This window comes from Embleya sp. NPDC055664 (genome assembly GCF_053618075.1).
In genome coordinates, this window is sequence record NZ_JBSHGZ010000046.1 from 48,087 (window position 1) to 71,670 (window position 23,584).

Below are 23,584 nucleotides of genomic sequence, written 5' to 3' on the forward strand. Positions count from 1 at the left end.
CAACACCGCACCCCCCGTGGGCTCCCACTACACCCCCCACTACGCACAGCCGGGGTTCGCCGCCCCCCCGGGGGCGACGCCCCCCCCCCCCCCCCCCCCCGCCGCCCCCCCGCGGCGCGCGGGGCGGACCGCGGCGGCGGGGTCCTACCGGGCCTCGCCGCCGTCGATCGTCGACTCACGGACCACCAGTTCCGGGCGGAAGACCACCTGGCGGTGGGTGTGGGTGTCGGGGTGTTCGCTCTCTTCGAGGAGGAGTTCGGCGGCGGTACGGCCGAGGCGGTAGGTGGGCTGGCGGATCGAGGTCAGCGGGACCGCCGAGGCCGCGGCGAACTCGATGTCGTCGTAGCCCACCACCGCGACGTCCTCCGGGATGCGCACGCCGGCGCGCAACAACTCGCGCATCAGGCCCAGGGCCAGCAGGTCGTTGGCGCAGAAGATCGCCGCCGGCGGTGGGCCCGCGTCGAGCAGACGCCGGGCCGCCTCGGCGCCGGATCTCGCGTTCATCGCGGGCACCGTGACGTCGCGGGTGGAGGTACCGAGCCGCAGACCCGCCTCGCGGAGCGCGGCGCGCATGCCGCGGCGGCGGTCCTCGCACTGGCGGATGGACAGCGGGCCGGACACGAACGCGAACTCGCGCCGGCCGTCCGCCACCAGGTGTTCGGCGGCCAACCGGCCGCCCAGCACGTCGTCCACCGCCACCGAGCACAGGTCGGCGCGGTCGCCGCCGCGATCGAGCAGCACCACCGCCAGGCCCCGGGCGCGCAGGTCCGCCACCGGCAGTTCCGCGTCACGCGCGGGGGTGACCAGCACGCCGCGCACCCGCTGTTCCTGGAGCACGCGCAGGTATCGCTCCTGCTTGGTTCCGGAGTCGTCCGAGTTGCAGAGGATGACCACCGAACCGGACTCGTTGCAGACGTCCTCGACGCCGCGCGCAACGTCGGTGAAGAACGGGTTGGCCACGTCGAGGACGATCAGGCCCACCGTGTTGGCCACGCCCGAACGCAGCGACCGGGCCGAGTCGTTGCGTACGAAGCCGAGCAGTTCCACCGCTTCGAGCACCCGATTGCGGGTGGACTCGGCCACCCGCTCGGGGTGGTTGAGCACGTTGGACACCGTGCCCACCGACACACCGGCCCGGTGGGCCACCTCTTTGATGCTCGACGTCGTCATCCGGGATCGATCCGCTTCTCCAGGCCGGTCCGGGGTCGGGCCGGCGGGTCCGACCCCGGCAGCCTATGCGGTGTCGGGGCGGATCCCCGAACCGCGACCGGCGATGGCGTCAGGCCGGCGATTCGGTGCGCTTGGGCAGGCGATCGGCGGCTCGGGCCCAGTCGCCCGCGTCGGGGCGGGGCTCGTGGCGGCGCAGCGGCTGAGTGGTTCGGACCAGTGCGCGCAGATCCGCGAGCGAGCCCGGCACGACCCCGGCGGCCCGGGCCTGGACGAGCAGGTTGCCGAGCGCCGCGGCCTCGGTCGGGCCGGCCACCACCGGCAGGGCGCACGCGTCGGCGGTGGCTTGGCACAGCAGCGTGTTCAGCGCGCCGCCGCCGACCACGTGCACCACGTCGACGGCGCGCCCGGACAGGCGTTGCGCGTCCCGTATCGCCCGGCGGTAGGCGAGCGCGAGGCTGTCCAGGATGCAGCGCACCGTCTCCCCCGGCGTCCGCGGGACCGGCTCGCCCGCCCGGCGGCAGGCCGCCGCGATGCGCTCGGGCATGTCGCCGGGCGGCAGGAAGGCGGGATCGCCCGCGTCGACGAGGAAGCGCAGCGGCGCCACCCGCGCCGCGTCGTCGAGCAGCCGGTCCAACGATTGCGGCCGGCCGAGGCGGTCCCAGTGCCGCATACATTCCTGGAGCAGCCACAGGCCCATCACGTTGCGCAGGTAGCGCACCGTGCCGTCGATGCCCAGTTCGTTGGTGAAGTTCGCCCGGCGGCTCTCCTCGCTGCGCACCGGCGCGTCGAGTTCGACGCCGACCAGGGACCAGGTCCCGCTGGAGATGTACGCGAAGCGCTCGTCACGGGCGGGGACGGCGACCACGGCCGAGGCGGTGTCGTGCGAGCCGACGGCGGTCACCCGGACCCCGGCGGACAGTCCGGTCTCCGCCGACACGTCTTCGGTGAGCGTGCCGGCCGCCGCGCCGGGTGCGCGCAGTGGGGCGAACAGGGCGGGTTCGAGGCCGAGTTCGGCCATGATCCCGGTGGACCAGCGCCGGGTGTCCGGGTCGAGGAGTCCGGTGGTGGAGGCGTTGGTCAGCTCGGTACCGGCCTCGCCGGTCAGCCAGTAGGAGATCAGGTCCGGGATCAGCAGCGCCCGCCGGGCCGGGCCGAACTGCGGGGTGTCGGCGGCGGCAACGAGTTGGTGGATGGTGGTGAAGCTCGCGTGTTGGATTCCGGTGAGGGCGTACAGCCGCTCGGCGGGGACGCGGGCATGCACCCGTTCGGGGATGCCGGTGGTGCGCTCGTCGCGATAGTGCACCGGGTTGCCGAGCAGTGCGCCGCTCGCGTCGAGCAGTCCGAAGTCGACAGCCCACGCGTCGATTCCGATGCTCGTCGGGGTGCCCGCGGTACGGCCGGCGGCCCGCAGGCCGTCCAGGACGCCGCCGTACAGGGCCAGGACGTCCCAGTACAGCGTGCCCCCGACGCGCACCGGACGGTTGACGAAGCGGTGTGCCTCGGTGACGCTCAACACCTCGGGGCCCACCCGTCCGGCCAGCACCCGGCCGCTGGAGGCGCCGAGATCGACGGCGGCGAAGACGTCCGGGTAACTCCCGTGCCGGTTGCGTGTGTTCATCGCAGGAACGCCGCGGCGACGCCCGCGTCGACGGGGATGTGCAGGCCCGTGGTGTGCGACAGGTCGCCCGCGGTCAACGCGAACACCGCGTTGGCCACGTGCTCCGGCAACACCTCCCGCTTGAGCAGGGTGCGCTGCGCGTAGTACTCGCCCAACTTCTCCTCCTCGACCCCGTACACCGCGGCCCGTTGCGCGCCCCACCCGGCCGCGAAGATGCCGGATCCGCGCACCACGCCGTCGGGGTTGACGCCGTTGACCCGGATCCCGTGCGGGCCCAGCTCGGCCGCCAACAGCCTTACCTGGTGGGCCTGATCGGCCTTGGTGGCGCCGTAGGCGATGTTGTTCGGGCCGGCGAAGACGCCGTTCTTGGACACGATGTAGACGATGTCGCCGCCCAGGCCCTGCTCGATCATGGTCCGGGCCGCCTCGCGGGCGACCAGGAACGAGCCGCGCGCCATCACGTCGTGCTGCACGTCCCAGTCCTGTGCGGTGGTCTCCAACAGCGGCTTGGAGATGGACAGTCCGGCGTTGTTGACCACCAGATCCACCCCGCCGAACGCCAGCGCGGCGGCGGCGAACGCGGCCGCGACGCCCGCCTCGGAGGTCACGTCCACGGTCACCGGCACGGCGCGGTCCGCGCCGCCGAGGGAGGCGGCCACCGCCGCCGCGCTCGCCGCGTCCCGGTCTGCGACCACCACGCACGCGCCCTCCGCGACCAGGCGTTCGGCGATGGCCCGGCCGATGCCCGAACCGGCGCCGGTGACCAGGGCCACCCGGGCGGCCAGCGGGCGCGGCCGGGGCAGGCGGGCCAACTTGGCCTCCTCCAGGGCCCAGTACTCGATCCGGAACTTCTCCCGCTCGTCGATCGGCGCATAGGTGGAGACGGTCTCGGCGCCGCGCATCACGTTGATCGCGTTGAGGTAGAACTCGCCCGCCACTCGGGCGGTGCGCTTGTCCGCGCCGAACGAGAACATGCCCACCCCGGGCACCAGGACGATGGCCGGGTCGGCGCCGCGCATGGCCGGCGAGTCGGGTTCGGCGTGGCGCGCGTAGTAGGCGGCGTAGTCGGCCCGGTAGTCGGTGTGCAGTTCGCGCAGTCGGGCCGCGACCTCGCCGAGCGGCGCGTCGGCCGGCAGGTCGAGGACCAGCGGGCGGACCTTGGTGCGCAGGAAGTGGTCGGGGCAGGAGGTGCCCAGCGCGGCGAGGCGGGGGTGCTCGGCGCGGGACAGGAAGTCCAACACCGGTGCGGTGTCGGCGAAATGCCCGACCCGGGCGCCGTCGGTCGAGGCCAGGCCGCGCAGCAGCGGGGCCAACGCGGCGGCCCTGGCCCGGCGTTCGGGTTCGGGCAGCGGTTCGGCGAGCACCTCGCCGAACGGATGGCGGGCGGGGTCGAATCGTGCCTCGATGAACTCCTCGGCGGTGCGGATGATGTGCAGCGAATTACGCTCGCACTCCGCGCTGGTCTCCCCCCACGCGGTGATCCCGTGCCCGCCGAGGACGCACCCGATCGCCTGCGGGTTCGCCGCCCGGATCGCCGCGATGTCCAGGCCGAGCCGAAAGCCGGGACGGCGCCACGGCACCCAGAGCACGGTGTCGCCGAAGCACTCGGCGGTCAGCTTCTCGCCGTCGGCGGAGGTGGCGAGCGCGATGCCCGAGTCGGGGTGTAGGTGATCCACGTGCGCGGCGTCGAGCAGACCGTGCATCGCGGTGTCGATGGACGGCGCGGCGCCGCCTCGACCGTGCCCGCAGAAGTCGAACGCGGCGACCATCTCGTCCTCGCGGTCGTCCCCCGGGTACACCGCCGTCAACGCGCGCAGCCGGTCCAGGCGCAGCACCGCGAGCCCGTCCTCGGTGAGGGTGCCCAGGTCGCCGCCGGAACCCTTGACCCAGAGCAGGTCCACCGGGGTGCCGGTGACCGGGTCGGTGCCGACGCCCTTGGCGGAGGTGTTGCCTCCGGCGTAGTTGGTGTTGCGCGGATCCGCGCCGAGCGTGTGCGAGCGACGGAGCAGGTGCTCGACCTCGGGTGGGGTGCCGGACATCGGCGGGTCTCCTCGTGCATGGAGGTGGTGGGGATGGAGGCAGGGCGGGGCGTGGCGGAATGGGTCGGCGAGGGCCGAGAGGGTCAGGCGCCCCAGCCGGCCTGTGTACCGCCGACGCGCTCGGCGCGGATGCGCTCCGCGTAGCCGGAGGCGTGGTAGGCGGCCACCGGGTCGGGCGCGAGGCCCTGCTCCTCGCGCAACTCCCGGAGCAGTGGGCGGACATCGGTCGCGTAGGCGTCCATCAGCACGGCGTTGGCGGCGAGTACGTCGCCCGCCCGCTGGGCGGCGGCCAACTCCTCGGCGTCCACGAGGAGCGCCTTGGCGGTGGCCTCCTGGACGTTGGCGACCGAGCGGATCTGGGCGGGGATCTTCGGCTCGATGTTGTGGCACTGGTCGAGCATGAAGTTCACCCCCGCCGCCGGGTCGAGGCCGCCGCCGCGCACCACTTCGTGCATGATCCGGAAGAGTTGGAACGGGTCGGCGGCGCCCACCATGAGGTCGTCGTCGGCGTAGAAGCGCGAGTTGAAGTCGAACGCACCGAGCCGGCCCCGACCGAGCAGGAACGCGACGATGAACTCGATGTTGGTGCCCGGCGCGTGGTGCCCGGTGTCCACGCAGACCACGGCCCGGGGACCGAGTTCGAGACAGTGCGCGTAGGCGGTGCCCCAGTCCGGGACGTCGGTCATGTAGAAGGCGGGTTCGAAGAGCTTGTATTCGAGCAGGATGCGCTGGTCGGCGCCGAGACGCGCGTACACCTCGGCCAACGCCTCGGCCAGGTACCCCTGTCGGGTGGCGATGTCGCCCTGGCCCGGGTAGTTGGTGCCGTCGGCGAACCAGAGCTTCAGGTCGCGGGAGCCGGTGGCGTCCAGCACATCCACACAGGTGAGCAGGTGGTGCACGGCCTTGCGGCGCACCCGGGCGTCGGGGTTGGTCACACTGCCCAGGCGGTAGGCGTCGTCCTGGAAGACGTTGGCGTTGATCGCGCCGATCCGCACCCCGTGGTCGTGCGCGTGGGCGGCCAGGTGCGCGTAGTCGTCGACCCGGTCCCAGGGGATGTGCAGGGACACGAGCGGCGCCACGCCGGTGAGGGCGTGCACCCGGGCCGCATCCGCGATCTTCTCGTACGGATCACGCGGGACGCCCTCCTGGGCGAACACCTTGAAACGTGTACCGGAATTGCCGTAGGCCCACGAGGGCGTCTCGATCCGCTGGGCGCGCAGGGCGGCCCGCACCGCCTCGATGTCCTGCATGGGGGCTCCTGACATCAAGAATGAAACGTTTCAATTCACTGAAGGGGAACGTACGTCTCCCACCGAGAGCGCGTCAAGGCCGGGAACGCCGGGGGCCGCCGCGGACCACGCCCAGGACGGTGGTGGTCGGGACGTAGCCGAAGTGTCGGGAGTCCTGCGACCGGGGGGCGTCCCCGCGCACCACCAGGGACCCCGGGGGCACCATCGCCCCCGTCGTCGCCCGCACCGCCGGCCGCACCTCGCGCGGCACCGGGTCGCCGGGCACCGCGATCACCCGCTTGACCAACCAGCGCAACTCGTCGGTGTCGCCGAGGCGCACGGGGTTGCGGAAGACGATCGCGTCGCCGCGCCGCACGGTGGCCGCGCGGCGCACGACGAGCCGCTCGCCGTCCACGAAGGTGGGCGCCATGCTCATCCCGGTCACCCGGACCAGCGCGATCCGTGACCACACCGTCCGCACGCCCAACAGGGCGCCCACGCCCAACCCGGCGGCAATCAGCACGCCGCATCGGACCCGGTTCACTGCGCGTCCTCCGCGATCCTCGTCGAGTCGTCCCGCCGGTCCACGTATCCGGCCGCCTGAAGACCGAACAACCTGGCATAGTGCCCGTCGGCCAGCGCCATCAGCTCGTCGTGCGGCCCGAGTTCGGTGATCCGCCCGTCCGCGAGCACGGCGATGGTGTCCGCGTCGCGCAGTGCGCCGAGGCGGTGCGACACCAGCAGTCCGGTCCGCCCGGCCCGGTGTCGACGCAGGGTGCGGTGCACGTCGTGTTCCGCCTCCGGATCCAGGCCCGAACTCGGCTCGTCCAGGATCAGCAGATCCGCGTCCACGCGCATCAACGAGCGGGCCAGCGCGACGCGTTGCCACTGGCCGCCGGACAGGGTGACGCCGGTGCGCTCGTCGTCCTCGTCCAGGTGCACCCGGCTGAGCTGGGTCCGGTAGCCGTCCGGCAGTGCGGACAGGTCGGCGTCGATCCCCGCCAGGACCGCGCCGGCCCGGATCCGGTTCACGTTCGCGCGGTGGGCCAGGTCGCCGATGCCGATGTTCTCCGCCGCCGAAAGGTCGTAGGTCATGTAGTCCTGGAAGGTCACCCCGATCCGGCGGCGCAGCGCGGCCACGTCCATCGTGCGAATGTCCACGCCGTCCCAGCGGATCGTGCCGCGTTGCGGGTCGTAGAACCGGCAGAGCAGTTTGATCAGCGTGCTCTTGCCGGTGCCGTTGCGGCCGACCAGGCCCATCGCCGTGCCGGCCGGGATCACCAGATCGACCCCGCGCAGCACCCACGGCCCGTGCTCGTCGTAGCGGAACCACACGTCGTCGAACTCCAGTCGCCCGCGCAGCGCCGGCACCGGGTCGGTGCCGCCGGTCAGGTCGTCGGGGGTGTCCATCAGATCCAGGAAGTGGCCGAACAGACGCACCGCCCGGGCGGCCACGCCGGCCTGCACGACCACACCCGTGAAGGCGCCCTGTACACCCGCCGCGGCGGTGGTGAACAACACCACGTCGCCGACCGTGAACCGGCCGTCCGCGGCGCCGGCCACCACCACGACCATGCCGAGCCCGGACACCGCCGCGTTCAGTGCGGCGAAGCCGGCCTGGACCAGCATCGCCCTTCCGGCCACCGCGAGTTCGGCGTCGGTGGCCTCCGCGAGCGCGCGTACCAGGCGGCCGTGCAGGAAGTCGCCGAGCCCGAACAGGCGGATCTCCTTGGCCGCGCGCGGATCGGTGAGCAACGATCGGTAGAACAGTCGGCGGCGCTGCCTGCCGGAGGTTTGCTCCAGTACGGCCACCTGTCGGCGGGCCGTCGACAACCGGGCGAGCAGTGCGGCGACGCCGACCAGGAACAGCAGCCCCACCATCGGCGGCCACACCGCGAGCAGCACGCCGGTGAACCCGCTCAGCGCGGCGGCCGAACGCACCACCTCCTGGCTGAACATGGTGATGTTGTGCGGCGCGTCCTCGGAGGCCTGCTGAGCCAGCCGCAGCCGATCGTGGAACGCGGGGTCCTCGAAGCGGCGCAACCCGCGGAACTCATCGACCTTGGCGAACAGTTCACGCTCGACGGTGATCACCAGGCGGCGCCGGACCACCTCGTCGAGGTGATTCGTCACCTGCATCAGCACCGCGAGCAACGCGGCGAGCCCCGCGATCGCGAGACTCAGCGCCACGGCCCGCCCGGGGTCGACCCGCTCGCCTCGACCCAGTTCGTCGAAGAGCAGTTTGGTCAGCCATGCCGCGACGGCGGGCAGTACGCCGATCAGCACCGTACCCGCCAACAGCGCCACCGCGCCCACGGGCGCGGCCCGGAACTGGAGCGCGAGCGCCACCTTCACCGCGCGCGGACGCAACCGGGACCCCGGAGGCGTGCTCCCCTCCGGGGTCCCGTCGGAGTGCGTGATCAACAGGGGTAGCCCTGCCGATAGGTGCACACGCCGTTGCAGTTGTAGCGCCACTGGTAGCCCAGGTAGCAGTAGCACAGCTGGTTGACGTACTCGACGCACGCTCCCGCGCGCTCTTCCCGCATGACCAGGCTCAGGAGCCGGTCGCCCATCCTGTCGACGGCTCGCTTCATGTCATACCTCCGGAGGTTTGGTGGGGTGGGGGCGGAGAGCCGATCACTGCCAACAGGAGAGACCGCTGTTGACGCACTGCCCGGTGCAGCTGAGCACGTAGCGGTAGTTGTTCCGACAGGCGCACCACTGCCCGTGCTCCGGGATGCACGCCCCGGCCATTTGCTCTCGAAGGACGAATCCCAACAGTTTGTCGCCCATGGTGCCGATCACACGGTTCATCGTGGACCTTCCCTTACCGGGTCGATTCGGCGGAAGCGGTTTGTGCTTCCGCCGACCGCGACGCTAAACCCGTTCGCCGCACGCCGGCAAGAGAAGTCGAGAAATCGAAATCGATGCGTGGGTCGATATTCCACGACGAAACCGAAACGGCCTGTTGCAATCGGTGCGGTCAGGGTTACATTTCTTCGGCCCCGCACGTCGGCCGGGTTCGTACTCTCCGTACCGGCGGGCATCCTTCGCCATGTCGGGAGAATCCGCATGCCCATCCTGATTTCCGCCGTCGTTCTGCTCGCCGCACTGACCGTGCTGAACCTGCTGCTCACCTTCGGAATCGTGCGCAAGCTCCGTGCCCAGGGCGCGGCGGGCGCGGGCGCGGACCTCGACCCGGCGGACCTGCTGCTGCCGGTGGGCTCGACCGCGCCCGAGTTCGCCGCGGTCACCGTCGCCGGCAAGACCGTGTCCCGGGAGCGGCTCGGCGCCGCCCTGTTCGGTTTCTTTTCCCCGAATTGTCCGGCCTGCAAGGAGCGGATGCCGGCATTCCTGGAGGTCGCGCGCCGGGCGGGCGAGGACGGGCGGCGGGTGCTCGCCGTGGTGCACGGCGACGAGGCGGAGACCCGTGAGCAGGTGGCCGCGCTGACCGGCGTGGCCCAGGTCGTGGTCGAACCGGTCGGCGGCCCCCTCGGCCTGGGATTCGCGGTCGCCGGATATCCGGTGTTCGGCCTGATCGACGAGAACGGCACGATCACCGCGAGCGGGTTCGACCCCAAGTCCCTTTCCGTCGCGCCGGCGCGGGTGTGAACCGACGTATTCCGGCGAGTGCGGGCGGATTTCGGGCGGGTCGATTATCGAATCGGCGGCTGTTTTGGCAACGACCACCCTCGTCGGTGAATTCTCGAAATCGACCGTCCGAAACGGAGAACCGAACCCAAGGCATTCGAACGTCGCAGTACTACCGGAATCAAATATCTACCGATGGCGCGTCCGCCGGGTGGCGAGCGGCCGGTTTCCCGGACCGGCGCGCCCGGCGAGGGCGGGTATGTGTACCGGAGTCGCCGATGCGGCGTACGGCCGAGCGCGGTGGGTCGTGGCGGCTTCGGCGTCGGCGCAAGCGCCGGTCGGGTCACACCCGCGCATGGGTGGTGATGTCCTCCTCGAAGAGTTCGACCATGCTCGCGGTCACCGTGGGGCGGGACTGGGCGAGTGCGTCCAGGTAGTCGCGCGTCCGCGCGCCGGGGCCGCCCGCTTCGCCGGCGTCGTCGCGGCCGTCGGCGCCGTCGTTGCCCTCGAACAGGTCGCGCTCGAACGACGCCTGGGCCGCGATCCGCGCCGCGTGCCCGATGTCGGCGGGGGTGAGCAGGTCGCTGGCCGCCACCAGTGCGTCCAGGTCCACGTCCGGGCGGGCCGAGGCGTGGTGGGTCCACATCGCCCGGCGGGCGTCCGCGTCCGGGGTGCCCACCGGGATGATGTAGTCGAACCGGCCGGGCCGCAGGAACGCCGGGTCGAGCGAGCGCACCGAGTTGGTCGCGCAGACCAGGAGCCGATCGCCGTGTTCGCGGAACGCCGGGATCAGCTTGAGCAGTTCGTTGGTCACCGCGTGCCCGGCGCCGGGTCGGGCATGCCGGATCGGCGCGATCTCCTCGACCTCGTCGATGAACACCACGATCCGCTCCAGTCGGGCCAGTCGCCCGAACGCCTCGCGCAGCGCCGCGGCGAGGTTTCCGCCGTCGGCCAGGCGCGAGGGCAGCAGTTCCACGAACGGCCAGCCGAGCCGGGAGGCGATGGCCCGGGCGAAGGTGGTCTTGCCGGTCCCCGGGGGCCCGAACAAGGCGATGGCGCGCGGCGGTTCGACCCCGTGCCGCAGCGCCCGCCCCGGATCGGCGAGCGGGAGCACCACACGCCGCTCGATCAGGTTCTTCTCCACCTCCATGCCGGCCACCTTCGACCACAGGTCGCCCGGCAACATGCGCCCGCCGAGCCGGTCCAGGGTCTCCGCGACGTGGTCGTCGACCGGCTCGACCTTCTCGAAGTAGGCCACCGCGGGCCGCCGTTCGTAGCCGGCGTTGCGCAGCCCCAGTTCGCGCGAGTCCTCCTCGGGCAACACGTACGCGATCCGCCGCACCCGCTCCTCGACCAGTCGGCGCTCCAGGGCGAGCAGCAGCGTGCTGGTCAGACCCAGGCCGCGCGCGCCGGGCGAGATGGCGATCCGCATCACCCAGGCCCGTCCCTCGGAGACCGTGGCCAGCGCCGCGCCGACCACCGCGCCGTCGCGCCGGGCCACCACCGCCGGTTGGCGGGAGGCCAGTGCGTGGATGCACTCCGACAGCGAGAACACCGACTCCTGACCGAGCCCGGTCGTGGTGTCGATCAGGTGCACCACCGCCGCGAGGTCCTCCTCGCGATAGTCCTGTACCAGCCAGACCATGAATCGCTCCATCCGTGGATCCGGTGCCTCGACGAGTGCCACACACTAGGCAGCGCCGGCCCGCGGCGAATGTGTCGTTGTGTACAAGTGCGTGCCCCGACTTGGTCACCTCGTGGATGGACATCCGAGCCGCGACCGGGCAGCGGTGAGCGCAGGTCATCGCCGTTCGGGCGGTCCGTGGGGGCAGAATGGGCTTCGACCTCGCCCGTGCCGTCCGGCCCGTCGGGCCGCCCGACCCCAACGGAGAACCCATGACCGTCTCGTCCGCGTCCGGCCCCGCCCAGGCGTCCGGTGTCTTTTCGATCGGCGGCGACCTGCCGGTGCATCGACTCGGATTCGGAGCCATGCAGCTCACCGGGGCCGGTGTCTGGGGCGAGCCGAAGGACCGCCCGGAGGCGATCCGGGTGCTGCGACGCGCCGTCGAACTGGGGGTGAACCTCATCGACACCGCCGACTCCTACGGCCCGTTCGTCAGCGAACAACTGATCCACGAGGCCCTGCACCCGTACGCCGACGACGTCGTGATCGCCACCAAGGGCGGGTTCGCCCGCACCGGCCCGGGCGAGTGGCACGAGCTGGGCCGCCCCGAATACCTGCGCCAGCAGACCGAACTGAGCCTGCGTCACCTGGGCCTGGAGCGGATCGACCTCTACCAGCTGCATCGGATCGACCCGCGGGTCCCGCTCGCGGACCAGGTCGGCGAACTGGCCCGGCTGCGCGAGGAGGGCAAGATCCGGCACATCGGCCTGTCCGAGGTCACCGTCGAGCAACTACGCGAGGCACGCGAGATCGTCGAGATCGTCTCCGTGCAGAACCTGTACAACCTGGTCAACCGCAAGGCCGAGAGCGTGCTCGACTACGCCACGGCGGAGGGCATCGCCTTCATCCCGTGGCACCCCATCGCCACGGGACAACTCGCGCGCCCGGGCGGGCCGTTGGACACCCTCGCGAAGCAACGGGGGGTGGCCCCCGCGCAGCTGGCGCTGGCCTGGCTGCTGCGTCGTTCGCCGGTGATGCTCCCGATCCCCGGCACGTCCGGCGTGGCGCACCTGGAGGAGAACACCGAGGCGGCCCGGGTCCGGCTCACCGACGACGACTTCGAGACGCTGTCCGCCATCGGCCTGTGACGCACGTCGCCCGCCCCGTCCCCGAATCGGGGCGGGGGCGGGGCGGGCGGTTCGCGGCGTGGTGACCCGGTCGCCACGCCGTTCGGTGGGGGGCATCCCGACCGAGGACGGCGGCCGGGATGCCCGTTCATGGGGTTACTGCTGGACGATGGTCAGGTAGGCGGCCGCCCAGGTGCTCGGCTCGCCGCCCTGGATGGCCAGCTTTTGCGTGCCCCCGTTCAGCGTGCCGAACACCGAGGTCGGAATCCGCCACACGAACTGGTCGTTGGTGCTGGAGACCAGCGGCGACGGCGTCAGCGACACTGTCTGCCACATCCCGGTCCAGTCCGCGCCGTTCTTGGTGGCCTTGTACAGGAAGCCGTTCTCGAGCATGAAATCGGCCCCGACGCCGGGCCACACCGGACCCGTGACGTAGCCGGTGTTCGCGTTGTTGTCCGCGTCGATGAAGACCCGGTGCGTGCCGAACGGCAGTTGGTAGGTCGCCTTGTACTCGGCCTGGGTGGCGGTCAGGGTCGCCGTGACGTTCACGATCGGTCCGCCCGCCGGCGGCGGCGGGGTCAGCGAGACCTGCGCGGTGTGCGCCGACACCCGACCGGTGACATCCCGGGCGACCACGTCGAACGTGTGGGTCGTACCGGGCGTCATGTCACCGAGCCGTGCCGAGATCTGGCTCGCCGGCACCGTCGCCATCCGGGCGTTGTCCTGGTAGATGTCGTACGCCTCGACGGCGGCCGAACCCGGCGTCGACGCGGTCCAGGACAGCTGCACCGAGGTGGGACCGGCGGTGGCGCCGGTGAAGGACCCCGGCACACCCGGCGCGTTGGCGCCCGGTGCCGAGGTGGTGACGTTGCGCGCCGGGCTCGCGGCCGACAACACCCCCGCGTCGTTGCGGGCGCGAACCGTGAACGCGTAGGCGGTCGATGGGTTCAGGTCCGTCGCGGTGAACTGCGAGGTCCCGGTGGTGCGATGCGGCACCGAACCGATCCGGACGCCGTCGCGGTAGACGTCGTAGCCGGCCACCGTGCTCGGGCCCGCGTTCGGCCAGCTCAGCTGTACCGACGTGGCCGAGGTGGTGACGGCCGCGGGTTGCGCCGGCGTCGCCGGAGCGGCGGTCGGGGCGACCTTGGCCGCGGCCAGTTCCGTCGACCAGTAGGACGGGCCGGGAAGGCTGTCCCACGGGTTGGGGTCCAGTTGGTCCGGGGTGACGTAGACCGTGCCGGCGTTCTTCTGCTTGCTCTGCGCCACCGCCGACGGCATCTGCGCCTCGGTGGTCTCGTAGATCAGGTGCCAGAACTTGGCCGGGTCGGAGTCGAGTTCCCACTGCGGCGGGGTGAACGCCTGGTAGTCGGTGTAGCTGCCCTCGAAGGTGACCTGGATGTCGGCCACGTTCTCGTAGCACTGTGGGATGTCGATCCCGGGATTGTCCACCACCAGCGCGCCCGGGTGGTTGCGCTTGGTGTACGCGGTCAGCGCCCGATACTCATCGGCGTACGCGTTCGTCCCGTTCGGGCCGCAGCTGTTCTGGCCCTGGTCGAAGAAGATGCCGTCGATCTCGGGGCCGTAGAGCCGGTACCACTTGTCCACGTCGTGCTGGATCTGGATCCGCCACGCCGCGATGCTCGTGTCGCCGAGCCGGGTGCTCTTCGGGGCGCCGATGGTGTTGGTGCCGAAGTAGCCGGTGTCCACGTAGGCGATCACCTTGCCGCCCGCCTGACGCACCTGTCGGATCGCGGTCTTGAACGTCTCGTTGGGCGCGTTCTCCTCGAAGTTCGGCCCGTTGGCGACGTTGACGACGGTCAGCCCCGGGGTGCCCGTGCCACTGGCGAGGGTGGCCCAGGCCGTCCCGCCGGACGGGACGCCCGGGTGGAAGTAGGCCGGTACACCGACCTGTTGGTTGATGCCCGGGCCGGGGTCGGCGTGGGCGGCCGGCGCGGTCGCGAGCAGCGACCCGCCGAGCAGTGCGGCGGCGGCGGTTCCCGCCGCGGCAGTGCGCGCTCTCCACGAGCGGGCACGAGAATCCGTGCGCATGCGTACTCCTTCTGGAATGGCCTTCCGGATGGGACGGTGGCTCACTTCTTCAGTAGGGCGTTGACATCGCTGTTCGCCTGACCGAGCGCGGACTTGGCGTCGGTCTGGCCCAGCCAGACCCGGTCGACGGCGCTCTGCACGATGTCCAGGATCCGGTCGCCCTGGTCGGTGACCGGAAGAACGAAGGTCTGGCCGGGGGTTGCCACCGGCTGGGTGAAGATCCGCATGTCACGACCCGCGGCCAGTTGCGCGGCCTCGGCCTTGGCCGAGGACGTGGTGATCGCCGGGAAGACCACGGCCTCGCCGGCGACGATGTCCTGACACTCGGTGGAGGCCAGGAACTTCACCCACTGCCAGGCCTGTTCCTTGTGCTTGCCGTTGGCGTACACGGCGTCGGACAGGCCGTTGATCGGCGTCTTGCGCCCGGTGGGACCGGTCGGCATGCCGGCGAAGGCGACCTTGCCGTCGGCCATGTAGGTCTTGGCCATCCACGAACCGGCGATGGTCATCGCGGCCTTGCCGGACTGGAGCAGCCCGTCGGCGCCGACCGTCGACTGCTTGTCGTACGCCGGCATGTACCCCTTCTTGATCAGCCCCGCGAACCAGTCGAGAGTCTGCGTGAGCTTGGGGTCGGTGTAGTTGTACTTGGTGCCGAACGGGTTCTTGTCCACGTACTGGAAGCCGTTGGAGACCGCGAACGAGCCCCAGGAGTCCTGGCCGACGGCGCCGCCCTCGTAGGCGATGGCCAGACCGTAGGTCTTGACCTTGTTCTTGTCGAAACCCGGCTCCAGGCCGGTGCGGCCGTTCTCGTCGACGGTCATCGCGGCCACCGCGCGGCCGAAGTCGCCGCCGTCGACCGGGTTCCAGGTCCAGGCGTCCAGGGCCTGCGGGGTGAGTTGGGCGCGCTGCGCCATCTCCTTGTTGTACGCGACGCCCATGGTGCCCCAGTCCTTGGGCAGGCCGTAGCGCTTTCCGTCACGTGTCCACACGTCGGCCAGGTTGGCCTGGTACTGCTGCAGATCCACGGTGTCGCGCTGGATGTAGGACGTCAGGTCCAGGATCTGGTTGTTCTTCTGGAACTGCGGGAAGTACAGGACCGAGTTGGTGAACACGTCCGGCGCGGTCCCGGAGACGACCTGCGTGGTGAGATTCTGCCAGTACTGCGCCCACGCGGTCTGGGTGACCTCGACGGTGATCTTCGGGTTCTTGGCGTGGAAGGCTTCCGCGCACTTCTTGTACTGCGGAAGCTGGTTGTCGTCCCACAGCGAATACTTCAGCTTCACCGAGCCCCCACCGCCGCCGCCCGAGGAGCCACTGGAGCCGCACCCGGCGGCGACGAGCATCACACTGACGACCACGGCGGACGTGCGGACGGCGGGCGATCTCAGCGAGCGGCGAATCATGGCACGGGACATGGGGATCTCCTCGGAGGGAAACTCGGGGGGTTCACTTGAGGCCGGTGAAGTTGAGGCCGTTGACGATCCGTCGACCGAAGACCACCAGCAGGATCAGCATCGGGACGACCGAGAGCGTGGAGGCGGCCATCAGACCGGTCCAGTCGGGACGGGCATTGGGCGACTGCTGGAGGAACACGCCGATGCCGGTGGTCAGTACCCGGTTGTCGGGTTCGTTGCCGACCAACAGCGGCCACAGGTAGTCCTTCCACGCCCACACCGCGGTGGTCAGCGCGATGGTCAGGATCGGGCCCTTGCTCATCGGCAGCACCACGCGCCAGAAGATCCGCCAGTGGCCGGCGCCGTCGAGCATCGCCGCCTCCTCGATCTCGCGCGGGATCGACATGAAGAACTGGCGCAGGAAGAACACCGTGAACGGGGTCATCAGCAGCGTCGGCGCGACCATGCCGGCGAAGCTGTTCAGCATGCCCAGGTCCTTGACCATCACGAAGTTGGGCAGCAGCGTGAAGATCGGCGGCACCATCAGCGCGCCCACGACCACGGCGAAGGCGAACTCGCGCCCGCGGAACCGCAGTCGGGCGAGCGCGTAGCCGGCCATCGCGCAGGAGAGGGTCTGCCCGACCACGATCGCCGTGGTGTAGATGATCGAGTTGCGGGTGTACAGCAGGAAGTCCAGGTCGGCGCCCGAGCCGCCGGCCGCGCGGCTCTCCTCGTCCGACGCGAGACCGAGCACCCGCTTGAAGTTGGCGAAGGTGAAGTGCTCGGGCCACAGCGAGGTGCTGTCGGAGTAGAGGTGATTGCCGTCGGTCAGCGCGGTGCGCAACATCCAATAGAAGGGGAAGAGGGTGATCAGCAGCGAGACGCCGAGCACCAGCCAGGCCAGTGCGCGTCCGAGGCCGAACTTGCGGCGCGACGGGCGGTGTTCGGCCTCGGCGGCGGCCGGCTTCGAGGATGCGGCCCGGGCGATCGGTCGGGCCCGGGTGGATGTGGACATGGTCAACCCCTCAGGCCAGGTCGGACGTGGAGGCGCGCAGCAGGCGCATCTGGAGGTAGGTCAGTCCGCCGAGCACGACCACCAGGCACAGCGCCATCGCGGCGGCGTATCCCATGCGGAAGTGGGTGAACGCCTCCTGATAGATGTAGTAGTAGGCGACGCGGGTGGCGTCGACCGGGCCGCCCTTGGTGGTCACCGCGATCGTGTCGAAGATCTGGAACGAGCCGATCACCGAGACCACCATCACCAGGGCCAGGATCGGCCGGAGCAGCGGCAGGGTGATCTTGAAGAACATCCGGATCTCGCCCGCGCCGTCCAGGGACGCGGATTCGTACAGCTCGCCCGGGATCTGCAACATCCCGGCGTACAGGAGCAGTGCCACGTATCCGGTGCCCGCCCAGATGTTGACCGCGGACACGCTCAGCAGGGCCTCGTCCGGCGAGGCGAAGAAGCCGTGCGTGTCACTCCCGGTCTTGCCCATCAGGTGGTTCACGAAGCCGAGGTTGGCGTCGAGCATCCACAGCCAGATCAGCCCGATGGTCACGTTCGGCACCAGCCAGGGCACCAGGAGCAGGGCGCGGACCACGACGGATCCGGTGAGCCGGACCATGATCGCGGCGAGCAGCAGAGCCACGCCGACCTGTACGCCGAGGGTGACGAAGACGAAGTAGGCGGTGACCTTGAGGGCGTTCCAGAACAGCGGGTCCTTGGCCACCTCGACGTAGTTGTCGGCGCCGACGTACTTCGGGTCGGAGAGCAGGTTCCAGTCGGTGAGCGAGATCCAGATGCCGCGACCGGTGGGGTAGAGGTAGAAGACGGCGAAGCCGATGAACGCGGGGAGCAGGAACAGGCCGGCGGCCCGATTCTCCTTCGACCGCGCGCGGTTGCCGGTTCGGGGGCGGGCGGGGCGGCTCCTGCGCCGGCCGAGGGTCATGCTCATGAGGCCAGCCTGGGGACGAGTCGCAGTGCGTTGTCGGCGTAGACCTTGGCCAGCACGTCCCGGGGCAGGTCGAGTCCGCTGATCGCCCAGCGGCCCATCAGCGGCGGGTCCTGGTCGGAGTGCGGAAAACCCTCGTCGGCGGTCTCCAGGAAGCGGAAGTGCCGCTGGTAGGAGGCCCGGTCCGGCGGGATCTCGTCGGTGCCGAACAGCACCCGGTCGGGGTGGCGCAGGATCAACTCGGTGGTGGCCCTGGGTTGACGGCCGAGTTCGGCGATCCGGGCCGCGATGTCGACGTGGAAGTTGGCGTAGGTGTCCAGCATCCGGCCCACCCATTGCAGGTTCTCCGGGTAGCAGCCCATGTGCACGCCGACGAACGTGGTGCCGGGGTGCCGGGCGACCGCGTTCTCCAGTGCCTGGACCAGTCGTTCGAAGGTGGGGAAACGTGCGTCGGCGAACGACCAGTCCGGGCGGGCCAGGAGCAGTTCGAGGCGTTCGTTGTGCTCGTCGATGGGGTCGAAGAAGGCGACCGGGTCCGCGGTGTGGATCCAGATCGGCAGGCCGACCTCGCCGGCGGTGGCCCACAGGGTGTCCAGGCGCGGATCGTCGACCATGACCAACGTGTCGGTGTGATCCCGCAGTTGCAGACCGAGGTCCTTCCAGACCTTGAGTCCGACCGCGCCGGTCTCGGCGGCGCGGCGGATCCCGGCGGCGATCCGCTCCTCGAATCCGGGGGCGGCCAACTCGCGCCAGTCGACGTGGCAGAAGGTGGCGAACCGGCCGGGGTGGGCGTGGTCGTAGCGGGCCAGGTTCTCGTCGAGTTCGCTGCCCCAACGACCGTCGAGGTTGACCATGCCGCGGATGCCCAACTCGTCCATCATCGCGAGCAGTGCGCCGACGTCGGGCACCACCCAGCCGCCGTCCTCGCTGAGCCAGCGGCCGAGGTGGATGTGCGCGTCGACGACCGGGAGCGAGGCCCGCTCGACCTCGTGCGCCCCGACGACGAGCCGCGAGCGCGGCGTGTACCGCGCCAGCGGCAGATCCTTCAGGTGCGCCGGCACGACGGTTTCGTGGGGGAAGTGCGGGATCATCTACTCGCTCCCTGTCTGGGTCGGGCGGATCAGTTGCGGATGCCGTCGGGCAGCGAGGCACCGTGCGCGACGATCAACTCGTCGACCAGATCCTGGATCTGTTGCAGCGTCAGGGTCGCGGACGCGTTCGGGTCGAGCATCGCGGCGTGGTAGACGTGGTCGCGGCGGCCCTCCAGGGCGGCGTGCAGCGTCAGGTCGCCGACGTTGAGGTAATTCCGGTTGAGCGCGGCCAGTTGCGGCGGCAGCGCACCGATCCTGGTGGGCTGTACGCCCGCCTTGTCGACCAGGCATGGGACTTCGACGAACGCGTCGGACGGCAGGTTGCTGATCAGTCCGTCGTTGACCACGTTGCCGTGCAGTACGCGCGGGGTGCCGGTCTCGGTGGAGTGGATGATCAGCGAGGCGAGTTCGTTGCCGGGCGCGATCTCCACGCCGTTGCCCGCGCGCAGCCCGGCGACCAGCGCCTCGTAGGTGTCGAGGTTGTCCTGGAGCCAGTCCAGGTAGGTGCCGATCGGCAGGCGAAACCGGTCCACCTGGTCCTGGTGCGGCAGGAACCAGGGCAGGTACTCCGAGCCGTGCTCGCTGGACTCGGTGGGGAAGTAGCCGAAGCGGCGGTAGACCTCGACCCGTACCCGGCGCCGCATCTCCGGGTCGGCCTCGATCACTTCGTCCAGGCGCCGGTAGAGGTTCTCGCCGCGGTGTTCGAAACGCAGGACGAACGCCTGGTGGTTGACGCCGGCCGTGCGGAAGGAGATCTCCTCCTTCGGGATGCCGACCAGGCGCGCCAGCGTGGCCTCGGTGTCGCGGACCGAGTGGCACACGCCGACGACCTTCTTCAGGCCGGTGCCCTCGTAGACCGCGCGCGGGATCATCGACATCGGGTTGGTGTAGTTGATCAGGATCGCGTCGGGGCACAGTTCGGCCATGTCCCTGCCGATGCCGACCATGACCGGGATGGTGCGCAGTGCGCGGAAGATGCCGCCGATGCCGAGGGTGTCGCCGATGGTCTGGCGCAGCCCGTAGCGGGCGGGGATCTCGAAGTCGATGTGCGCGGCCTTGACGCCGCCCACCGCGATCTCGTTGATCACGTAGTCGGCGCCGGCCAGGGCACGGCGGCGGCCGAGGTGGGCCTCCACCTTGGCACCGACGCCGAGCGTGTCGATCATCCAACGGGTCATCTGCTCGGCGGTGTTGAGCCGTTCGACGTCGATGTCGTGCAGGACGACGGTCATCTCGTCGGCGAGTTCGGGGTAGGTCAGGAGGTCGGAGAGCAGGTTCTTGGCGAACGTGATGCTGCCGGCTCCGATGAGCACGATCCTTGCCATGGTGCGGTCACCTCGCTGTGCGGCTTCGGGGTGGGCTCGGGTGGTGGGGCGGGCGGGCGCTCGGGTGGGCGGGTCAGGGGCGCAGGATCGCCTTGACCGGGTGGCTGCCGCCGCGCATGAGGTCGGTGAAGATCTCCGCGCCCGACTCCAGGGGGTAACTCGCGGTCCAGCCCAGGCCCCAGCCGCCGACGAGGTCGACGGCGCGTTCGAACTCCGCGTTGGTGTAGGCGAACGAGCCGAGCACGCGCTTTTCGGTACGGACCAGCACGGTCGCGTCGAAGCCGGCCTCGACGCCGGCCAGGCCGAGCCAGATGGCCACCCCGCCCGGACGCAGCAGGCGCACCGACTGCTCGTGGGTGTCGCTGCTGCCGACCGCGTCGAAGACCACGTCGAACTCGCCGGTCAGTTCGCCGGCCACGGTGGTGGCGCCCAACTTGGCGGCGATCCGGCGGCGTTCGGGCGAGCGGTCGGCGACCGCGATGCTCGCGGTCTCCTCGCCGGCGGCGGCCAGGACGCAGACCAGGCCGATCGCGCCGGCGCCGATCACGCCGACCCGGGCGCCGGGCGCGACGTCGGCGAGCCGCCAGGCGTGTACCGCGTTGGCGGCGGGCTCGATCACCGCGGCGGCCTCCCACGACATGTCGTCGGGGAGCTTGTGCAGCGCGGAACGCGGTACCGCGACGCGCTCGGCGAAGCCGCCGGGCACGTGTACGCCGATGATCCGGCGGTCGCGGCAGACCTGGCGCAGGCCGCCCCGGCACAGGTCGCAGGTGCCGCAGGACAGGATCGGGTTGACGGTGACCGACGTTCCGTCGTCGGTCACGCCCGCGAACTCGTGTCCCATCACCAGCGGCGGGACACGAAAGCCGGGGGTGCGTACGCCGTGCAGTTCGCTGCCGCAGATGCCGGCGCTGCGTACGTGGATCAGTACCTCGTCCTCGGCCGGTTCGGGTTCGGCCACGTCGTCCATCTCGACGGTGGCGGGTCCGGTGAACACGAGCGCCCTCATCGTCGTGCCCCCTGGGTCGCCCCGTCGCCGGTGTACTGGTTGGCCTTCACGTGCACTCTCCATCTCGCCCTGGGGCGGGTGTGGGGTCGATCGTGGGCTCGCGGCGGTGGTGTCGGCCGCGGGTCGCGAGGTGGTGGCCGCGGTCGCGGCGATGGTGGGCCGCGGTCGCGGGTGGTCGGCCGCAGGTCGCGGGGGTGGTCTGCCGCGAAGGGGAGGTCAGCCTCGGTAGGGGTGAGCGGCCAGGCCGCGGATCCCGGGGCGGAACGCGAACAACCGCCCGCCCAGCGGTTCCCGGTCGTCGGTCGCGGCCGTGGTCACGTAGAGCACGTCCAGGTCGGGGCCGCCGAACACGCAGTTCGTCACCCGCCGTACCGGCACGGGCAGGGTGCGGTCGAGCCGGCCGTCGGGGGTGTAGCGGCGCAGCGCCCCGCCCTCCCACAGCGCGACCCACACGCCGCCGTCGGCATCGACGGTCAGGCCGTCGGGCAGGCCCGCCTCCGCCGGGATCTCGGCGAAGGGTCGGCGGTCGCAGACGGTGCCGTCGGCCGGGTCGTAGGCGCAGACGTCGATCCGGCCGGTGCCGGTGTCCACGTAGTAGACCAGCCGCTCGTCCGGGCTCCAGGCGATCCCGTTGGAGTTGGTCACGTCGGCGAACACCCGTACGAGTCGCGGCAGTTGGCTCGGGTGGGCGGTGTCGGGCGGGTCCAGTCGGTAGAGCGCGCCGGCGCCGGGGGTGTCGTCCTCCGCCTTGGTGCCGGCGAAGAAGCGGCCGGCCCGGTCGCAGGCCCCGTCGTTCATCCGGTTGCCGGGTCGGTCGGCCTCCACGGGGGCGACGATCCGGACCGTGCCGTCCGGCTCCAGGACGGCGAATCCCTCACGCACGGCGAGGCCGAAGCCGCCGACCACGCGCGGGACGATCGCGCTCACCGGTCGGCCGATGTCGTACCAGCCGTACAGGTCGGTGTCGGGGACCAGGTAGTGGACCCGGCCCGCCGGGATGTCCACCCACAGGAGCCGGCCGCTGCGCACGTCCCAGCACGGGCTCTCGCCGAGTGTGGCCGCCGGCGGCGACAGCGGGACCGGCCCCGCCCCCGTGCCGGGGACGGGGCCGCCGAGGGTCACGGGCGTCCCGGTCGGGCCTCGGCGCCGACGACCGGGTTGACCAGTACGCCGATGCCCTCGATCTCGGTCTCCAGCACGTCGCCCGGTGCCAGCCGGCGCGGCGGGTCCATGAACGCGCCGCAGCCCCAGGGGGTGCCGGTGAGCACGAGGTCGCCGGGTTCGAGGGTGAAGGCCCGCGAGCAGTACGACAACAACTCGGCGATGCCGAAGAGCATTTCGGCGGTCGAGGAGTCCTGCACGAGTTGCCCGTTGACCCGGGTGCGCAGCGCGAGCGCCTGCGGGTCGGTCACCTCGTCGGGGGTGACCAGGACCGGACCCAGCGGGCAGAACGTGTCCAGGCTCTTCCCGCGCACCCACTGCCCGTCGCCGAACTGGAGGTCGCGGGCGGAGACGTCGTTGGCGACGGTGTAGCCGGCGATCGCGGCCATCGCCTCGTCCTTGTCCGCGTTGCGCAGCGGCCGGCCGAGCACCACACCGAGTTCCACCTCCCAGTCCACGTCCTTGGTCAGTTCGGCGTCGACGACGATGGCATCGCCGCTGCCGATCACGCTGGACGGGAACTTGGCGAACACCAGCGGGTTGCTCGGCGGCTCCACACCGGCCTCGCGGATGTGGTCCAGGTAGTTCAGTCCGATCGCAACGATCTTCCCCGGCCGCAACGGCGCCAGGTACCGAGTCGCTTGAACCGGCTCGACGGCGGCATCGACCACCGCCCGCACCACCTCGGGCCCAGCCGCGACCAGCGCCCCGAGCGTCCCGCCACCGGGCCCGTCGAGCCGGTACAACCCCCCGTCCCGCTCGACCACGGCCACCGCCCGGCCCGCGCAGTCGACTGTCGCCAACCTCATGCCGCTCCCCGTAGTTCGGCATTCCGTCTAGCGGAACGCAATTCCAAGTAGCGAAGCGAGTAAAACAACGCCCCGCCAAACCTGTCAAGAGCCCCCGGTCCCCCCACACCCAAACCCAATCCCCCCACCAAACAAGAAAGTTGCCCACCCCCACGCCCCCACGACAACCAACCGGCAGACAACACTCCCCAGCCCAAACCACCCCAAACCCCAACACCCCAGCCCACCCGCCCCGGTGAACACATCGCACCCACGCTGAGCAATACGGTCGGGGCCTCGGCTCGGGATGGCTACGCTCGCGGACGTGAGTGGTCCGGTGTTGGTCGTGGAACCGGCCAAGCCCGTGTCGGCATCGGGGATGGCACGCCTACGTGAGTCCGGCAACCCCAGGCCACC

Annotated in this window: 19 protein-coding genes; 2 read left to right on the forward strand and 17 right to left on the reverse strand. The window is 70.9% G+C overall.

Annotated elements, in window-relative coordinates:
• Positions 1-144 precede the first annotated feature (144 nt).
• The 7 genes from ACWGR4_RS42770 to ACWGR4_RS42800 form a co-directional block, all read right to left on the reverse strand.
• Positions 145-1,170, reverse strand: a complete 1,026-nt coding sequence (locus tag ACWGR4_RS42770; protein WP_452132379.1) for a LacI family DNA-binding transcriptional regulator — start codon at positions 1,168-1,170, stop codon at positions 145-147.
• Positions 1,171-1,279: 109 nt separating this feature from the next.
• Positions 1,280-2,788 carry a rhamnulokinase gene (locus ACWGR4_RS42775; RefSeq protein ID WP_452132378.1) on the reverse strand — a complete coding sequence of 503 codons (1,509 nt, stop codon included), beginning with the start codon at positions 2,786-2,788 and terminating at the stop codon, positions 1,280-1,282.
• Positions 2,785-4,827 carry a bifunctional aldolase/short-chain dehydrogenase gene (locus tag ACWGR4_RS42780; RefSeq protein ID WP_452132377.1) on the reverse strand — a complete coding sequence of 681 codons (2,043 nt, stop codon included), beginning with the start codon at positions 4,825-4,827 and terminating at the stop codon, positions 2,785-2,787. Before ACWGR4_RS42780 ends, ACWGR4_RS42775 begins: the two co-directional genes overlap by 4 nt.
• An 83-nt stretch (positions 4,828-4,910) precedes the next feature.
• Positions 4,911-6,077, reverse strand: a complete 1,167-nt coding sequence (rhaI, locus tag ACWGR4_RS42785; protein WP_452132376.1) for an L-rhamnose isomerase — start codon at positions 6,075-6,077, stop codon at positions 4,911-4,913.
• Positions 6,078-6,150: 73 nt separating this feature from the next.
• Entirely contained in the window at positions 6,151-6,600 is a 450-nt protein-coding gene (locus tag ACWGR4_RS42790) for a S26 family signal peptidase (protein WP_452132375.1), read from the reverse strand.
• On the reverse strand, positions 6,597-8,480 hold the full coding sequence (locus ACWGR4_RS42795) for an ABC transporter ATP-binding protein (RefSeq protein ID WP_452132374.1): 1,884 nt from the start codon (positions 8,478-8,480) through the stop codon (positions 6,597-6,599). The genes ACWGR4_RS42790 and ACWGR4_RS42795 overlap by 4 nt, the downstream gene beginning before the upstream one ends.
• Positions 8,477-8,650, reverse strand: coding sequence for a hypothetical protein (locus ACWGR4_RS42800; protein WP_380003684.1), 174 nt, complete (start codon positions 8,648-8,650; stop codon positions 8,477-8,479). The genes ACWGR4_RS42795 and ACWGR4_RS42800 overlap by 4 nt, the downstream gene beginning before the upstream one ends.
• Positions 8,651-9,128: 478 nt before the next feature.
• Between ACWGR4_RS42800 and ACWGR4_RS42805 the strand changes: the two genes are divergently transcribed.
• The gene (locus tag ACWGR4_RS42805) at positions 9,129-9,668 is read left to right on the forward strand and encodes a TlpA family protein disulfide reductase (RefSeq protein ID WP_380003681.1); all 540 of its coding nucleotides are present in this window, start codon (positions 9,129-9,131) and stop codon (positions 9,666-9,668) included.
• Between the two features lie 322 nt (positions 9,669-9,990).
• Here ACWGR4_RS42805 and ACWGR4_RS42810 read toward each other — a convergent pair whose 3' ends face one another.
• Positions 9,991-11,292, reverse strand: a complete 1,302-nt coding sequence (locus ACWGR4_RS42810; protein ID WP_380003680.1) for an ATP-binding protein — start codon at positions 11,290-11,292, stop codon at positions 9,991-9,993.
• Positions 11,293-11,543: 251 nt separating this feature from the next.
• On the opposite strand from ACWGR4_RS42810, the gene ACWGR4_RS42815 reads away from it, so the two are divergent.
• The gene (locus ACWGR4_RS42815; protein WP_452132373.1) at positions 11,544-12,419 is read left to right on the forward strand and encodes an aldo/keto reductase; all 876 of its coding nucleotides are present in this window, start codon (positions 11,544-11,546) and stop codon (positions 12,417-12,419) included.
• A gap of 135 nt (positions 12,420-12,554) precedes the next feature.
• Here ACWGR4_RS42815 and ACWGR4_RS42820 read toward each other — a convergent pair whose 3' ends face one another.
• From ACWGR4_RS42820 to ACWGR4_RS42860, 9 genes are all read right to left on the reverse strand, one after another.
• Positions 12,555-14,447, reverse strand: a complete 1,893-nt coding sequence (locus ACWGR4_RS42820) for a spherulation-specific family 4 protein (protein ID WP_452132372.1) — start codon at positions 14,445-14,447, stop codon at positions 12,555-12,557.
• A gap of 41 nt (positions 14,448-14,488) precedes the next feature.
• Positions 14,489-15,862, reverse strand: coding sequence for an ABC transporter substrate-binding protein (locus tag ACWGR4_RS42825; protein ID WP_452132371.1), 1,374 nt, complete (start codon positions 15,860-15,862; stop codon positions 14,489-14,491).
• A gap of 31 nt (positions 15,863-15,893) precedes the next feature.
• Complete coding sequence (locus tag ACWGR4_RS42830; protein ID WP_380003674.1) at positions 15,894-16,856, reverse strand: carbohydrate ABC transporter permease; 963 nt, start codon at positions 16,854-16,856, stop codon at positions 15,894-15,896.
• 10 nt (positions 16,857-16,866) lie between these two features.
• Entirely contained in the window at positions 16,867-17,796 is a 930-nt protein-coding gene (locus ACWGR4_RS42835; RefSeq protein ID WP_452132370.1) for a carbohydrate ABC transporter permease, read from the reverse strand.
• Entirely contained in the window at positions 17,793-18,884 is a 1,092-nt protein-coding gene (locus tag ACWGR4_RS42840) for an amidohydrolase family protein (protein WP_452132369.1), read from the reverse strand. Before ACWGR4_RS42840 ends, ACWGR4_RS42835 begins: the two co-directional genes overlap by 4 nt.
• 29 nt (positions 18,885-18,913) lie before the next feature.
• On the reverse strand, positions 18,914-20,209 hold the full coding sequence (gene melA / locus ACWGR4_RS42845) for an alpha-galactosidase (protein ID WP_380003671.1): 1,296 nt from the start codon (positions 20,207-20,209) through the stop codon (positions 18,914-18,916).
• A gap of 73 nt (positions 20,210-20,282) precedes the next feature.
• Positions 20,283-21,218 carry a zinc-dependent alcohol dehydrogenase gene (locus tag ACWGR4_RS42850; protein ID WP_452132368.1) on the reverse strand — a complete coding sequence of 312 codons (936 nt, stop codon included), beginning with the start codon at positions 21,216-21,218 and terminating at the stop codon, positions 20,283-20,285.
• Between the two features lie 216 nt (positions 21,219-21,434).
• Positions 21,435-22,340: an SMP-30/gluconolactonase/LRE family protein gene (locus tag ACWGR4_RS42855; protein WP_452132367.1), complete on the reverse strand. Its 906-nt coding sequence runs from the start codon at positions 22,338-22,340 to the stop codon at positions 21,435-21,437.
• Complete coding sequence (locus ACWGR4_RS42860; protein WP_452132366.1) at positions 22,337-23,188, reverse strand: fumarylacetoacetate hydrolase family protein; 852 nt, start codon at positions 23,186-23,188, stop codon at positions 22,337-22,339. The genes ACWGR4_RS42855 and ACWGR4_RS42860 overlap by 4 nt, the downstream gene beginning before the upstream one ends.
• Between the last annotated feature and the right edge of the window lie 396 nt (positions 23,189-23,584).